Source organism: Bacillus piscicola (assembly GCF_022458745.1).
Classification (GTDB): Bacteria; Bacillota; Bacilli; order Bacillales; family Marinococcaceae; genus Alteribacillus_A; species Alteribacillus_A piscicola.
Genome location: NZ_JAJJJF010000001.1, coordinates 269,433 through 283,962 on the forward strand (window position 1 = coordinate 269,433; position 14,530 = coordinate 283,962).

A 14,530-nucleotide genomic window follows, 5' to 3' on the forward strand; every position below is an offset into this window, starting at 1 on the left:
AACCCCTTTCATATTTTTTAAAATTCAGTCAATTTAACAAAAAAAGATCCCTGTTTCATTTTAGGTTAAAAAAAAGACGAGGACTTTTCTAAATATTTGTGTGTGACCAAATATATTTATAGAAGAAGAGTCCTCGTCTGATTTGTATATGCAGTGGATTATAAGGTAGAGACCGATGCCCCTGCTTTTTCCTCACTTAGAACAGAGACAGATTCATGAATGTACAGGTCGCGCTTTTTCAATTCTTCAAATATTGTTTGCGGGTCAAAAGCGTACTCAGGAAGCAGAATGCCTGGTTTCCCTACGTGCCCTTTTGCTATTAGGTCGGTTGCAATTGCAGCTGGTATGGCCACATTGCGAGTGTAAGCTCGTAAACCTTCCCAGCCCTCGACCGAGCCGTCTGAAGCAGGGTGGGTATGCGTCATAATATATTGATATTGAGTGCCATCTTTCCAGCCAATTACTTCTACATGCAGGGCGTAGCCGTATAATTCTGTGTTCTGCCCCTCTTCCGATTGAGAGAGGTATTCTCCGATCGCATCCATAATTCCGAATTTCGTCCCATTCCATTCAATTTCGTCATTGCGAACAAAGCCATACTCATAAAGAGCTTTCAACAATCGCATATTTGGCTGCGGCCATGTGCCGCGGCACTCTACTAATTGAATTCCTTTGTCTACGAGCGCTTTCGAAAGTGTTTTTGTTTCACCATGAGGGATAATGTACTGGGTATTTTTGCCATAAGGAGCAGGTAATTCAATCTCTCTTGGGCGTGAAAAAGGAGGAACCTGTAGGTATTCGCCATTTTCAAAGACGACCCTGGTTGGTAATTCTGGTATATATTCATAGCATGTTGTTTCTGTAATTGCTTTTGAAAAGGCAAAAGGACGATAGGCACCATGACTAACCCGGACGGTGTCAACTTTATCCAGCTTATTAGCAGCATGCATAGCCATCATCTGAGTAACACCTGGTCCTGCACCGAACCCGGCGATAAACGTTTTATTGTTTTGTACAAAGACATCGTGATATGGATCTTCGTCCCCGAATCCGTTTAGATTCAAACCGTGGCAGCCTGCTTCGGCGATTAAAGAAGCGGTTAAGCCATTAAGGGCAATAGTGGTGCCGTCCAAAACAATATCATAGCCGCGCATTTTAGCGATAGTATCTTCACGATCGTTGACATTCACCTTGACAAAATTCACTCTTGGATCATCCAGCCAGTTTACAACGGCTTGCCCTTGTTCTTCATTAACGTCAGCCACGGTAATCGTTTCAAAGTCCGAAAACTGTACTAAATCCAGAATGGCCTCACGTGCAATTCTTCCTGCGCCCCCCAAGCAAAATACCTTCATGTAATTATGCTCCTCCTTTTATATACCTTTATTTTTATACACTTTCACCTATTGATAAATGAAAACTTGTTCCGGCTGGCTGTTAAAGAGGCACCTCCTTTTTTAAATATTTTGAATCTAAAAATAGTATAAACAAAATAACCAAAAAAATCAACACATTAAATATGATTTTTTGTGGTTATTTTCCAGGTGAAGTGTTGTTATTTTTTGGGATAATAAAAAAACAGCTGAACTTACAGGTATCAGCTGCTAACATCCACAGTCATCCATTTGATATGATTGCTTTCTAAATGATCCTCCCAGTCTGAAGGTGGCAGGGCATCGGAAATGACCGTATCATATTCAGCCAGTGAGGCAATGCGATAAAATTTTTTTTTGTTTATTTTAGAGTGATCGAATAAGACAATTTTTTCTTCCGCGCAGTCCATGAATGTTTTGGAAAGGATGGCTTCATCGGCATTATAGCTTGATGCCCCATGATCTTTGGTCACTCCGTGAAGAGATATAAATGCTTTGTCTGCATGGAAGTTATGCATGAATTGTTCGGCAATCATTCCAGACACTCTTAGGTGGTCAGCGTCTACATGTCCACCAATAAAAATAAATTCGCCGTTAAACAATCCTTTTGTCTTATAGTCCACAAGGAGGGTCAGGGCAGGGAGGGAATTAGTAATGAGAGTGATATTTTTTTTGTCGAGCAAGTATGGGATCATTTGCAAAGTAGTACTGCCTTCATCAATGATAATGATCTCGTTGTCATGGACAAGTGAGGCGGCCGTTATTCCGATCATTCTTTTTTCTTCAATATAAATATGCTCACGCATGTAATGCGAAGGCTCGATAAGATCGTTGTCAGATTTAACCGCACCACCGTGTACTTTTTTTAATTTATTTTCATTATCTAATTGGTCTAAGTCTCGTCTAATCGTTTCCGTCGAGACACCTAGTTCCTGAGCCAGTTCATTCGCTCGTACTTGGCCATGTTCATTGATCATTCGTAAAATATATTGCTTACGCTCCTCGCTTAACAGAGACATAAGAACCTCCTTGTCTTCTTTCTATCAGGCTCTGTTTTTCTTCAGTGCCATGGAAAAAGGTTTTGTTGGCTGCTTATATAATAGCGAAAGCGAGGGAAGATAGGCAACTGTTTATCACTGATACGATAGAGCAGATTGTTTACAAGTTTCTTGTTGTTTGGCCTTTTCATAGCCGCTCACGAAAGCATGATCGGCCTGTAGTTCCCCGATAGCAAAGGCAGATTCTACGACTTCATCTAAAAGACGTTGATCAATCCCATAGTCTTCTAGCTTGGCGGCAAGAAGTTGCTGTGACTCTTGGTACGCCGCCCATTTTTCCTCGAATAACACATGCTCTTTCGGAATAATAGTAAGTGTTTTCATTTTATTATTATCCACCTTTCTTGTCCGCTATGAAACTATTCCTAGTTTGGACAGAAAACACCTATAGTAAACCAAGGAGATGGCTCATCTTGGCGACCAAGGACACGTATGGAACCTCGAAAATACCACGCGAGCAAGATAACAATGTCATAGCACGTCAATGAGTCCGTGAAAAATCGGAGGCAGAAAAATAACAGCGTCAAAAGCTTACTATGAAGCCGTGAAAAAGTGTTGACAGCAAAATAACGACGTCATAGGCACTGTATGAAGTCATGAAAAAGCCACGACACCAAAATAACAACGTCATAGCACGTCAATGAAGTCGTGAAAAAGTGTTGACAGCAAAATAGCAACGTCATTGAGTCTGGATGAAGTCATGAAAAAGCCACGGCAACCAAATAACAACGTCATAGCACATCAATGAAGCCGTAAAAAAGTGTTGACAGCAAAATAATGACGCCATTGAGTCTGGATGAAGTCATGAAAAAGCCACGACACCAAAATAACAACGTCATAGGAAGGGGATGGCACCATCAAAGAGCACCGGCTGCGAAATAACAACGTCATGGAGAGTCCGAAATTGTCCGTCAAACGCCGCTTCCTTCTCATTCGCGTTTGCTATCTTAGTGGAGGCATCTCTTCGGAACCCCTGTACAGAGCGTTTTCATTGTAACTTTCATAGAAGCAAAGTATGATGAAGAGGATAGAGGATAACTGAGTACGGAGGTTGATGTTGTTGGCAAACCCTCATGAAGAACGTCTTCTCGTTTGTGTGGATTACGGCAGCACAGGGAGGAAACTAATTCAGCGCGGCGGCCACTTGGCGCGTCTTTTTGGTGCGGAATTAATTATTCTTGTCTTCGATTCACTTCCTGACGAAGAATTTGCATACCATAAAGAAGTGGATATCCCTTTGTTTAAGCAGCTGGCAGCAGAGTATGATGCAAAAGTGATCGTGAAGAAAGCCAGGGCCATTGACATTACCGAGAAGATTGTGAAAACGGCAGAAAAAGAAAACATCTCGCAAGTAATCATCGGGCAAGTAGTAGAAAGTGTGTGGACCACCCTTTTAGGGCGTTCTATTGTCGATGTTCTGTTGAAACAACTGCCGAACGCTGACTTGCATGTAGTTCCGGTAGAACGTGCTTCGGAAGAGGAAGACTTTGATTATGATGCAGGGAACCGGGCATACCTGATAAAACAAAGCGATGGCACGTACGAAATGACTTTTTATGACCCGAATCAACGGGCGGTGTATGAGGGGATTTTCTTTAAATCACTGTACACTGACTTTGATAACGGTATTTTTGCGTTTCGGAATGAAGACGATAAAATCATGGAAGTCGCGGTAAAAGAAAATATCGTTTCCTCCCTCATCGATATAGACGATTACTAAGCAGGAGAAAACGAACGTAAAAACTGGAAGAAACTTTTTCTTCGCAGTTTTTTTACGTCTTTCGAAAGCCATCGTAATCCATTTATTATTTTTGTGTCAGAGTTGTATTGAGACTTTTGGCTGTGCTGTGTATGATAAAGAGAAATGATGGTGTTCTAAGAAATGGAGGGAGACTTATGCTGACGAACCCGAGAGAAGAGCGGATGCTTGTCTGTGTAAGGTATGGGTACACAGGAAGAAAGTTGATACGCCGCGGCGGTCACTTAGCGAAGAAGCTTGGCGCAGAGCTGACCATTCTTATTTTTGATTCCATGCCTGATGATGAGTATGCCTATCATAAGGAAATAGATATCCCTATGTTTAAGCAGCTTGCGGAAGAATACGGGGCCAAAGTAATCATTAAAAAAGCAAAGTCCTTTGAAATTACGAAAGTCATTACTGAAACAGCAGAAAAGATGGAAGCCACCCAGATTGTTATCGGGCAGGTTGTGGAAAGTGTCTTAACAACGTTGTTAGGTCGATCGATTGTAGATGCCATTTTAAAAAAGCTGCCCAATGCCGATCTGCATGTCGTGCCGATTGAACGCTCCTTTGGTCAAGAATTTGACTATGATCTCGGTACCCGCGCGTATTTACTGGAACAAAAAGACGGCTCGTACGAAATGACATTCATCGATCCCCGACATCGGGCAGCGTGCGCAGGTATCTTTTTCAAGTCCCTGCACACTGATTTTAATAATGGCATTTTTGCGTTTCGGACCGATGACGATGAAGTTATTGAAGTGCGCGTAAAAGAAAACAAAGTAAACTCGCTCGAAGATCAGGTGAACCCGGAACACGACGGGGAACCGCATTAATCAATGGAAGTCTGCCGCCGGGCTTTATTCGATATGAAAACTTATCTTGCCAAATTGCTCGGCGCCTTCCAGCCGTTTAAAACCTTCCGCAAATTGCTCCAGCGAGTAGGACTTATCTAGAACAGGCTTAATCTCATGCTTCTCCATAAAGCCAATCATGTCCTTATACTCCTCGGCACTTCCCATTGTTGATCCAAGCATATTGTATTGGCCGTAGAAGAAGGAGCGAAGATCTAGTTCCACACTGTCACCGGCTGATGCGCCGAAAGTGACGAGCGTTCCTCCTTTGCGCAATTGGGAAAGGGATTTGTCAAAGGTGGCGGCTCCGACCGACTCAATCACGGTATCAACTTTTTCCCCGTCAAGCGCCTCCGCCCAATCCTGGCTGCTGTCTATCGCTCTGTCGGCACCTAATTCCAGAGCGGCCTGCCGTTTTGCGTCGGAACGAGAGGTCACATAGACGACCGCTCCAGCCGCTTTAGCAAACTGTAATAAAAAGGTTGCGACGCCACTTCCAATTCCAGGAATCAACACTTTCATCCCTTTTTGAACCTTGCCTCTTGTAAATAACGCACGGTAAGCCGTAAGCGCTGCCAGGGAGAACACTCCTGCTTCTTCCCATGTTAAGTAAGCCGGCTTCGGATGCACGTTTTCAACAGGGAGGACGATGTACTCAGCGAACGTTCCGTCACCCGGAAAGCCAACAATACCAAATCCTTCTGGCGGCGCATCACTGTTTTCCTGCCAGCCGATCCCTGGATTAATGATAACTTCCTCGCCTTTGTTAACTTCATGGACTCCTTCACCGATTTCATCGATAACCCCCGCGCCGTCTGAACCAAGAATAACAGGCGGATCCGATGGCTGATGCCGGTTTAGGACAAACAGGTCACGGTGATTGAGCCCGGCAGTTTTTAAGCGGATTCTCACTTCGCCGGCTTTTGGATGGGGCGCTTCAATGTTACGGTACGAAAGCCCATCAAAACCAGCAAAACCTTCATGAATGATTGCTCTCATCTCTACAAAGTCACTCCTTTAGAAAATCTACTGCCATCATATCATAAAGCTTATTTACGTTTCCTGTGTTCAGCCTCTATAGAGAGGATCCTAAAATTGAATCATTTATTATTTGGTTGATTTTTTATAATAGTGTATAATATTAATATGGTATACAACATACAGGGGGTATGATTATGAAACAATGGGCAGCGGAGGATTTATTATCCATCCGGGAGCGGGCATATTTCTATTTAAAAAATCTCATTCTAGAAGGAGAGTATAAAACAGGGGATCGTCTAGTGGAGAGAGAATTGGCGGAACGTTTGAATATCAGCCGGACGCCGATACGTGAAGCATTATTTCGCCTGGAGTCACAAGGTTTTGTAAAGACGGTACCACGCAAAGGAGTAGTGGTCGCGGAAATATCGACGGAAGATGTAGTAGAAGTTTTTACGATACTTTCTTCGTTAGAAGTGCTAGCTGTAAAGTTAGCCGCACAGAAGTTAGATGACCGTACGAAAAAAGAGCTGGATCTGTGGATTGATAAAATAGAGACAGCTTTAGAGGAAAACGACGAAGAACACATCTCCCATCTGCACATCGAGGTCAGTCATATCCTGTACCGGGCAGCGAAGAGTCCGAAATTGTATGAGATGCTCGTCGATTTAATGGACTATATTCGCGCATTCGCGGACATCGGACACAAAGTAGCTGGGCGGATGGACGAAGCGATGAGAGAACATTTAGCGGTGTTGAAGGCGGTTAGCGATCAAGAAAGTGAAATGGCGGAGTATTTAACGAAAATCCACATTGAACATTCCAAAAAAGCATATTTGGATTCGATCGATTCCATTAAAAGCAATAAAAAAGGTGAGGCATAACAGCACCTTTTTTATTTTTTTGCAAAAAACATTTTAAATTATCCGATAAATTTTAAAAATCAGTTGTAAAACGCAAACTATCATGGTATATTGTATACAAAATAAAACAACAATTCAAAACATGGACAACAACATCATCACAAGTCACGGATAGAGGAGAGGGTGCCGTTGATAGTAGTTTGCGATAATCACGTAAGCGATGGTGTCAAAATGTTTAATATTCCCCATGTGAAAAAGGCTGACGGCGGAACGAAATGCTTGTTTTGCCAACAGAAGGCAACCATTGAAATCTATTATTTCGATTTAAGTCATTCCATGCAACCATGGAAACAGGCAAGAAAACGTTTGGCAGCCAATGCATAGAAATAAACGCTGGAAATATGGGGAGGGGGGATCGCGATGACAAGAACGGAGACAGACAAGAAGGAACTCGTTTTGCCATCTTTACCTAAGCAGTCGGGCCGCTACCTTTCAGCAAAACAAGTAGGCAATTTGCTTTATGTAAGCGGCATCACTTGTAAGTGGGAAGGGGAAGTGCGTTACAAAGGGCGAGTTGGCGAAGAAATAACAACAGACGACGGTTATGAAGCTGCCAGGATCTGTGCTTTAAATCTTCTCGCAGTGATCAAGGCGGAGATAGGAGACATTCATAACATTAAACAAGTCGTCAAGGTCACTGGGTATGTTAGCTGTAGTCCTGGCTTTGCGGAGATTCCGCACGTGATAAACGGCGTTTCTGATTTGTTAACTCACGTATACGGCGACAGCGGTGAACACGTCCGTTGCGCGGTGGGAGTTTCCTCCTTGCCTGGTAATGCCAGTGTCGAAGCCGACGTCATTGTAGAACTGGCGGATCGTTAGCATGTTGCGAGAAATCACCACCGCTTAGGGTCAACGGGAGAAAAATATGCCAACAAAGGAGAATGACGATGCCAAAAGTAAAGTTGCATAAAGATGGAGAGGTCATTGAGAAAGAAGTAGATAAGAATGCTAATTTAGTCGTTATGGCGGGCATTAATAAATTTCCGGAAATAAAGTACGGCTGCGGAATGGGTCGTTGTACAAAATGTACGTGCCGCGTTCTGGGCGGTGCCGAGAACTTACAAGCACCGAATTGGAAGGAAGAAAAAATGCTCGGTGACAAACTGGAAGAGGGTTACCGCCTGACCTGTCAATTATCCATTCAAGAAGACATTGAAATAACCCAGGACAATATAAAAATTCGTCCGCCTCGACGAAAATCAGCATCACTTACGAAATAGGAACTCTTTTTTCTTATTATTTGTATACAAAATACTAAAAATAGGAGGTGGATGAACGCGTGGAAGGTTACCCGCTAACACGGATGACATGGATGGAAGTGGAAGAAGCGTTAAAGACAGTAGAAATGGCGATCATCCCCGTAGGTGCGCATGAACAACACGGACCACATATGACAGAGAGTTGCGATGCTGTTCTTGCTGAGCGAATGGCGGAACAATTAAGCGCCAGGCTTCACCCTTATACGATGGTTACACCGACTGTGAATATGGGCGTTTCCCCACATCATTTGAATTTTCCGGGGACAATTTCTCTGAAGCCAGCGACGTTGATAGCGGTCATTACCGATATCGTTACGTCTCTAAAGCGGCATGGTATTGAGAAATTTCTGCTGCTTAATGCCCACGGGGGCAATCAGTCTACGTTACATGTCGCATCAACTACTCTCTCGCAAGAGTTAGAAGTAGAAGTCTACTATGCCAAAACGACTGCTTCTGCTAAGGAAGTCATGAATCGTACCATCGTATCTAATTTATACGGTCATAGCTGTGAGCGTGAAGTGTCAGAGGCGCTTTACTTGGCACCAGAACTGGTTAGAAAGGAAAAAATCACCAAAGGAGAATTACAAACAGGCGGCCGCTGGGAGCAGCTTCGTCCCGGTAAGCCACTCCAAGGGTTTTATCACTATGAAGAAATGACGAGTAATGGATGTATCGGCGACGCTAGAAATGCCAGCTTGCCCATTGGAGAGGAGATAGTAGAAGAAGCTCTGCATCAACTGACTGCAGAACTATCAACACTCCTGAAAATAAACGTTCCGGCTTCTGAAGCATCTCCAGGATAAAAAATAAAATTTTCTATTAATTCATATTGTTTCTTCATTTATTAAGTGGTATATTGTATACTAACAACAAAGAGGAGGATGAAATATGCCTAGCATTCATTTTATAAATACAGATAAAACGGTCGAAGTGCCAGAGGAATCCAATATCTTACGAATGTCACTACGCCACGAAGGCGGACTACCAAACCGATGTGGAGGTGGGATATGCGGAACGTGCGTGTGTAAGCCAGAGTCAGGAGTAGAGAATCTTGATAAGGTAAAAGTACAAGAAAAAAGAAAGCTAGGCGAAGAATGGCTCGAGAAAGGGTATCGACTGGGCTGCCAAACGTTCGTTAACGAAGGGGACGTTGCTATTTCGTGGGACGACGAAGTCACGAAGCAAGTAAAACGCAGAAAACCAGATAAAATAAAAAGAGAGGTAACAGCACGTTAGCCTCACGAGCTGTTGTAAAGAGGAAGAGACGCTCTCTCCTTTTTACAACTTCGCTCCAAATTGTAAGCGTTGACAAACATTCACTCGGTTTTTTTATTGATATCATATGTCAGAACAATCAAAAAACAATAAGGGAGGAACGTGTTTTTGGATAATTTACAGCAAAAAGCATTAGCGATCCATGAACAATACAAAGGGAAACTCGCGGTTGAGGTAAAAACACCCGTCCAAGGAGAGGAAGATCTTACGTTAATTTATTCTCCCGGTGTAGCGGAACCGTGTAAAGCGATTCATAAGGATCCGGAGAAAATCTATGACTATACCATCAAAGGGAACAATGTCGCGGTTGTGACCGATGGATCAGCGGTTCTCGGTTTAGGGGATATCGGAGCCGGTGCAGCGATGCTTGTAATGGAAGGGAAAAGCGCACTTTTTAAACTTTTTAGCGGAATCGATGCGGTGCCGCTCTGTTTAAACACGAATGATATCGATCAAATCGTAGAAACGGTAAAGACGCTGGAACCCACCTTTGGCGGCGTGAATCTGGAAGACATCAAAGCGCCGAATTGCTTTGCTATTGAAGAACGATTGAAAAAGGAATTGAATATCCCGGTGTTCCATGATGATCAACACGGGACGGCAATTGTGACAGCGGCAGGACTCATAAACTCTTTAAAGCTAACAGGGAAGAAACTCGACACCCTTAAAGTGGTCGTAAACGGAGCTGGCGCTGCCGGGGTGGCGGTTGTGAAGTTGCTGCTGGTGATGGACGTTGGCGATGTCATTCTCTGTGATTCGAAAGGAGCGATTTATGAAGGCCGTTCGATTGGAATGAATTCTGTCAAAACGGAGTTGGCCGGCCAAACAAACGTAGAAAAACAAGAAGGGGTGCTGGAAGATGTCATACAAGGAGCAGACGTCTTTATCGGCCTGTCGATTGCGGGTGCACTGACAAGAGAGATGGTTCAGACGATGAATCAAGATCCTATTATTTTCGCAATGGCGAACCCCGATCCAGAGATACTGCCGGAAACAGCGAAGGCTGCCGGTGCGAAAATAATTGGTACGGGGCGTTCTGATTTTGCCAATCAAATCAACAATGTCCTCGCTTTCCCGGGAATTTTCCGCGGAGCACTGGACGTACGTGCCTCCATGATTAACGAAGAGATGAAAATTGCCGCCGTCTACGCGATCGCGAACATTATTACAGAAGACAAGCTTCATGAGGATTATGTCATCCCATCTCCGTTTAATGAAAACGTCGTAAAAGAAGTAGCCGAAGCAGTAGCACGAGCAGCCCTGGAAAGCGGAGCAGCAAACCCAAAAGCCCATCAACAAATCGCCGCAACAACAGAACGTTAATGGAACTATTTCTCTTAGTTAGTTAACTAAAAAAGACGAAAAACCATATAAGCATTTCTATTTAGACATTCGTCTAAAATTGCGTATACTACCTGTTGATTGTAACGGAAGGCGGCGACTCCAGCGGGAATAGCATGAGTCTTGAGACCACGCAATGAGCGGATGGTAAGGAAACAACCTAAGTTCGCGACGTCCTGTCGCAACGGTTGCATGACCTACATCCTGTAGGCCCGAGGCTCAAGCCATGCCCGCGACTAAGAAGACACAGTGAGAGCAAGCGTAAGCACAGTCTCGAACTGATGTCGCGCTTGTGCCTGTAGGTGAAAGCGTCCGCCTGCAGTGGAAATCAACCTGTATATGCTATATCTATATTGTTCGGGTTTTAGTAACTAGATTCTAAGTATGAAATTGATTTAACTGTCTAATAAAAAAGAGGAGGCGCATGTATGAATACGATGGAAGACGTTTTACACGCACTAGATGAATTAACGGGAGGGAGGGTTGTGAAATCATGGGACGATATCACGAAGGGTGAGCATCCTTTCGTGTTAACGAAGTCGTCCGATATTCCAGGAAAAGAAATTATGGAAATACCAGGCCTTGTGTATGGTTCTTTAAAAGACCCGGTGAAAAAAATAGCCGTTACAATGACGATGACAGAAGGTTCCATTGAGCTTGCCGGTGCTACCGGTGTAGATGCTATCGTCGCCCATCACCCCATCGCAGAAGGAGCCAATTCCGGTGGAGTTACGTTAAAGAACTACTTAGACTTGTACCATATCGCTGCCTTTGAATTGCATGAAGCGTTCCATGGCCTGCACTCTGGTATTTCTTATCTACATGGCCATAAGCCGTATCGAAAAGAAATTTCCTACGGCGGACTTCACGGCAATATTTTATTTGTCGGAGAAACCTTTGAGGAGGTGAATGTATTAGGTGATATTTTGACACGGCTCGATAAACTGATGGGGCTCGGCCAGGAAGAGGAACTTCTTATGCTGGAGAAGGACACACGTAAAGCCTCCTCTTTGACAGAGACTAGTGTTGTAACGAGAGGCCATATCCTTCACGGTGATGTGACAAGCCCGGTTCACAACATCCTGCACATTTTTCCGCATACTGGATTTACGGCTGAACATCTGCGCAAGGCCTACGAAGAACATCCAGAAGCAGACACAGTGCTCGCCTCGATCAGCCGCGTTTCGGAGGGACATGCCCTCGTGGAAACTGCCAAGGAGCTAGGTCTGAATTTTATTGTCGGTAACTGTCATGTGCTGGAAATTCTAGAAAATGGACTGCCTTTAGCCCATGCGTTAGACACTTTACTGCCAGAAGTGGAAGTAGTCATCTTCCGGGAAAAAATAACGAGTACAGCGTTGAGAGAAGTGGGGGATGCTGCCTTACAAGAGTATGCCGAGGAGATGTCGAATACGTATCTTGTCAATAAAAAAGCAATGGAATCATCCTAATAGGTAAAAAGGAGAGGAAAGAATGAGCGAAGCAAAAGAAGTTGTCGAGGAAGTTGTTGTCCCGCAACCGCCCAAACAGAAGAGGAAATGGACAAAAATTGAGGTCGTCGGTCTATTACTAGTAATTGCCTCCCTCATCACTATGCTGTTTTCTCCAGAAACGTTAGCGGGCTTATTCAGTTCCGTTGTCGATCAAGTATACCCCGTTGTCGTAGACACGTTCTTAACGGGGACGGTCGGTGTCTCGATTATTGTCAGTGTGATTATCGGGAGGTCGCTGGAGAGGCTCGGGTTCACGGATGCGCTAAGCCGGATTTTTATCCCGATTACCAATCTGTATAAGATTAATTCCGCCGTCATTATTCCGAGTATTTATAATATTCTCGGTGACATTAATGCAGCAGGTAAAATTGCCGGGCCTATCCTCGTGCGGTCAGGGGCAACGAAAGATGAACAGAAAATTGCCGTTGCGACAATGGTTCAGTCCCAGCAATCATTTGCCACGTTCATGCTCGGTATGGTGGCGTTAACAGCAGTTGGAGTGAATGCCTTTCTCGTCGTCGTACTCGCTGTATTTATTCCGGTCGTGATCGTGCCCTTTCTCCTGTCGAAAACCATTTTTCGAGATACGAAGTCAGTTGAATTAAGCGAGCTTCCGACATTTACTCCGAAAACAGGTTTTTTGCCGACCATCTTTAATGCTGCTCGTGAAGGAGCAGAACTCGTATTTTTACTCATTATCCCTGCAGTTGCTGTCGTTTTTGCTTGTATTGGGGTACTAGATTATTTGGGAGTGTGGACATCGATAGAGACAGGTCTCTCGGCCGGGTTGTTAGCACTGAGCATTGATCCAGAAACTGGGGTGCTGTCAATTTTGGCGAGCCCAACCCTTGGGATGGCACAGTTGGCGGAAGTTGCCGCTAATATGGACCCTCGTTTAGTCATCGGATCATTCGTTTTAGCTTCTTCTGGACTTCCGCTGTCCTCTATTTTCGGTCAAATTCCGGTCATTTGGGGGGATAATTCAGATCTTACGGAGAAAGAAGCGATGAGTGCGGCAGTTTTAGGCCTTACTATGCGCATTGTCACAGCTTTCTTAGTTGTATATTTCCTAACACCAATATTGGTCGGGTAATTAAAGGGATGTCTGTCGATGAGTCATCTCAGCTAAATGTTTTGGAATAAAATGGGATAAATCAATAAGATATACATTTGGTTCAGTTTCCTCAATCGAACGAGGATCGAGATACAGCGGGATCTGCTTATCGCAGGTCTCCTTTTTTTTGCAAAGATGAATGCGGACAGCCCTATAGAGCGGTTCTAGCAATTCACCCGCTGGCTGGATCAGCTCAATCCGCAAATCTTCAAGAGGTGCGCTTGGGCACTGTACTGGATGACAGGCAGCTGCTTGTAAGGATGCCAGCATGCTTTTCGTAGATTCGGAGATATGATGAATTCTTCCCGTAGCCGTAATCCGCTTACCAGGTAAAATAAGGCCGGATCGGTGATAGTTGTCTTTTCCAACGGTGGAATATACCTTTTCCATGTTCCAGAAAACAGACAGAGAGAACGTGCTGCCGGCCTGAACAGGCAGCGACCTGTCAGCAACCAGCTCAAAACCTATTTTTGTCATGATGTGAGCCCCCTCAAGATGTTACTCCTTATAATTATGAAGGAATCGCTGAAAATATTCAAAGAGGGGGCTTTAACAGAACTTTCAATCGCTGAAAAAGGGTTTCAGTCTCCGTTTTTTCTTTTATTTTGAAGTTGCTAGTTTTAGTTGGGAGAAATCGGAATCGGGTCCGGATAGTTCGCCGAGTTCTTCTTTCGCCGCTTCTACTGTTTCAAATGCTTCAAAAAACTTGATAGGGATACGGTTAATGTATGTTTTATCATTTTTCTCTTCCTTAAGGGTGATCTTCATATCGTTTTCCTTGACCGCTGCAATGGTGTATTGTGCTTTCAACTGATCGAAGAAAAAATAATCGTATGTTTCGATAATCTCCAAGCCGTCGTTGTCCAGTTCTGTTTGATAGTCATCCTTGTTCGTTAAAATAATGTACTTACCCACGTCAAACACGCTCCTTTAAGAATATAATGAAATTTATTGTATATTGTATACCAAATTATACACCGACAAGATACGTAAATCAATAGGTAATTATTTATTATTAGTTCAAATCAGAAAATTATAAATTGTTATTGCAATTACAAGGGATCTTATTTATACTAAAAAATAATTTAGTATACAAAATACTAATTTAAGGTGGTGAT

Annotated in this window: 17 protein-coding genes; 11 read left to right on the top strand and 6 right to left on the bottom strand. The window is 43.7% G+C overall.

Annotated elements, in window-relative coordinates:
- Positions 1-158: 158 nt before the first annotated feature.
- The 3 genes from LOR49_RS01235 to LOR49_RS01245 all read right to left on the bottom strand — a co-directional run bounded on the left by LOR49_RS01235 (position 159) and on the right by LOR49_RS01245 (position 2,755).
- Positions 159-1,355, bottom strand: coding sequence for a saccharopine dehydrogenase family protein (locus tag LOR49_RS01235; protein ID WP_240374221.1), 1,197 nt, complete (start codon positions 1,353-1,355; stop codon positions 159-161).
- A gap of 242 nt (positions 1,356-1,597) precedes the next feature.
- On the bottom strand, positions 1,598-2,392 hold the full coding sequence (locus LOR49_RS01240) for a DeoR/GlpR family DNA-binding transcription regulator (protein ID WP_240374223.1): 795 nt from the start codon (positions 2,390-2,392) through the stop codon (positions 1,598-1,600).
- Between the two features lie 114 nt (positions 2,393-2,506).
- Entirely contained in the window at positions 2,507-2,755 is a 249-nt protein-coding gene (locus tag LOR49_RS01245; RefSeq protein WP_240374225.1) for a hypothetical protein, read from the bottom strand.
- Between the two features lie 730 nt (positions 2,756-3,485).
- Between LOR49_RS01245 and LOR49_RS01250 the strand changes: the two genes are divergently transcribed.
- Positions 3,486-4,151, top strand: a complete 666-nt coding sequence (locus LOR49_RS01250; protein ID WP_420830381.1) for a universal stress protein — start codon at positions 3,486-3,488, stop codon at positions 4,149-4,151.
- 176 nt (positions 4,152-4,327) lie between these two features.
- A complete protein-coding gene (locus LOR49_RS01255) occupies positions 4,328-5,008 on the top strand; it encodes an adenine nucleotide alpha hydrolase family protein (RefSeq protein ID WP_240374229.1) in 681 nt (226 codons plus the stop codon).
- A 24-nt stretch (positions 5,009-5,032) separates the two neighbouring features.
- On the opposite strand, the gene LOR49_RS01260 is transcribed toward LOR49_RS01255, so the two are convergent.
- The gene (locus tag LOR49_RS01260; RefSeq protein ID WP_240374230.1) at positions 5,033-6,025 is read right to left on the bottom strand and encodes a zinc-binding dehydrogenase; all 993 of its coding nucleotides are present in this window, start codon (positions 6,023-6,025) and stop codon (positions 5,033-5,035) included.
- 173 nt (positions 6,026-6,198) lie between these two features.
- Between LOR49_RS01260 and LOR49_RS01265 the strand changes: the two genes are divergently transcribed.
- From LOR49_RS01265 to LOR49_RS01305, 9 genes are all read left to right on the top strand, one after another.
- Entirely contained in the window at positions 6,199-6,888 is a 690-nt protein-coding gene (locus tag LOR49_RS01265; protein ID WP_420830395.1) for a GntR family transcriptional regulator, read from the top strand.
- A gap of 168 nt (positions 6,889-7,056) precedes the next feature.
- A complete protein-coding gene (locus LOR49_RS01270) occupies positions 7,057-7,251 on the top strand; it encodes a hypothetical protein (RefSeq protein ID WP_240374233.1) in 195 nt (64 codons plus the stop codon).
- A gap of 36 nt (positions 7,252-7,287) precedes the next feature.
- Complete coding sequence (locus LOR49_RS01275; protein ID WP_240374234.1) at positions 7,288-7,749, top strand: RidA family protein; 462 nt, start codon at positions 7,288-7,290, stop codon at positions 7,747-7,749.
- A 68-nt stretch (positions 7,750-7,817) separates the two neighbouring features.
- Entirely contained in the window at positions 7,818-8,150 is a 333-nt protein-coding gene (locus tag LOR49_RS01280) for a 2Fe-2S iron-sulfur cluster-binding protein (RefSeq protein WP_240374235.1), read from the top strand.
- 59 nt (positions 8,151-8,209) lie between these two features.
- Positions 8,210-8,992, top strand: coding sequence for a creatininase family protein (locus tag LOR49_RS01285; RefSeq protein WP_240374236.1), 783 nt, complete (start codon positions 8,210-8,212; stop codon positions 8,990-8,992).
- Between the two features lie 85 nt (positions 8,993-9,077).
- Complete coding sequence (locus LOR49_RS01290; RefSeq protein WP_240374238.1) at positions 9,078-9,425, top strand: 2Fe-2S iron-sulfur cluster-binding protein; 348 nt, start codon at positions 9,078-9,080, stop codon at positions 9,423-9,425.
- Between the two features lie 147 nt (positions 9,426-9,572).
- A complete protein-coding gene (locus LOR49_RS01295) occupies positions 9,573-10,787 on the top strand; it encodes an NAD(P)-dependent malic enzyme (RefSeq protein WP_240374241.1) in 1,215 nt (404 codons plus the stop codon).
- Between the two features lie 446 nt (positions 10,788-11,233).
- A complete protein-coding gene (locus LOR49_RS01300; RefSeq protein ID WP_240374242.1) occupies positions 11,234-12,256 on the top strand; it encodes a Nif3-like dinuclear metal center hexameric protein in 1,023 nt (340 codons plus the stop codon).
- A 22-nt stretch (positions 12,257-12,278) separates the two neighbouring features.
- Positions 12,279-13,391, top strand: coding sequence for a hypothetical protein (locus LOR49_RS01305; protein ID WP_240374244.1), 1,113 nt, complete (start codon positions 12,279-12,281; stop codon positions 13,389-13,391).
- Here the strand turns inward: LOR49_RS01305 and LOR49_RS01310 are convergent, their stop codons facing one another.
- Positions 13,392-13,889, bottom strand: coding sequence for a hypothetical protein (locus LOR49_RS01310; RefSeq protein WP_240374246.1), 498 nt, complete (start codon positions 13,887-13,889; stop codon positions 13,392-13,394).
- 123 nt (positions 13,890-14,012) lie between these two features.
- A complete protein-coding gene (locus LOR49_RS01315; RefSeq protein ID WP_240374248.1) occupies positions 14,013-14,327 on the bottom strand; it encodes a hypothetical protein in 315 nt (104 codons plus the stop codon).
- Positions 14,328-14,530: the final 203 nt, after the last annotated feature.

Bases quoted from the DNA above. Each gene is read 5' to 3' on its own strand.
- LOR49_RS01235 (WP_240374221.1), bottom strand. From the start codon at position 1,355: ATGAAGGTATTTTGCTTGGGGGGCGCAGGAAGAATTGCACGTGAGGCC.
- LOR49_RS01240 (WP_240374223.1), bottom strand. From the start codon at position 2,392: ATGTCTCTGTTAAGCGAGGAGCGTAAGCAATATATTTTACGAATGATC.
- LOR49_RS01245 (WP_240374225.1), bottom strand. From the start codon at position 2,755: ATGAAAACACTTACTATTATTCCGAAAGAGCATGTGTTATTCGAGGAA.
- LOR49_RS01250 (WP_420830381.1), top strand. From the start codon at position 3,486: ATGTTGTTGGCAAACCCTCATGAAGAACGTCTTCTCGTTTGTGTGGAT.
- LOR49_RS01255 (WP_240374229.1), top strand. From the start codon at position 4,328: ATGCTGACGAACCCGAGAGAAGAGCGGATGCTTGTCTGTGTAAGGTAT.
- LOR49_RS01260 (WP_240374230.1), bottom strand. From the start codon at position 6,025: ATGAGAGCAATCATTCATGAAGGTTTTGCTGGTTTTGATGGGCTTTCG.
- LOR49_RS01275 (WP_240374234.1), top strand. From the start codon at position 7,288: ATGACAAGAACGGAGACAGACAAGAAGGAACTCGTTTTGCCATCTTTA.
- LOR49_RS01280 (WP_240374235.1), top strand. From the start codon at position 7,818: ATGCCAAAAGTAAAGTTGCATAAAGATGGAGAGGTCATTGAGAAAGAA.
- LOR49_RS01290 (WP_240374238.1), top strand. From the start codon at position 9,078: ATGCCTAGCATTCATTTTATAAATACAGATAAAACGGTCGAAGTGCCA.
- LOR49_RS01300 (WP_240374242.1), top strand. From the start codon at position 11,234: ATGAATACGATGGAAGACGTTTTACACGCACTAGATGAATTAACGGGA.
- LOR49_RS01305 (WP_240374244.1), top strand. From the start codon at position 12,279: ATGAGCGAAGCAAAAGAAGTTGTCGAGGAAGTTGTTGTCCCGCAACCG.
- LOR49_RS01310 (WP_240374246.1), bottom strand. From the start codon at position 13,889: ATGACAAAAATAGGTTTTGAGCTGGTTGCTGACAGGTCGCTGCCTGTT.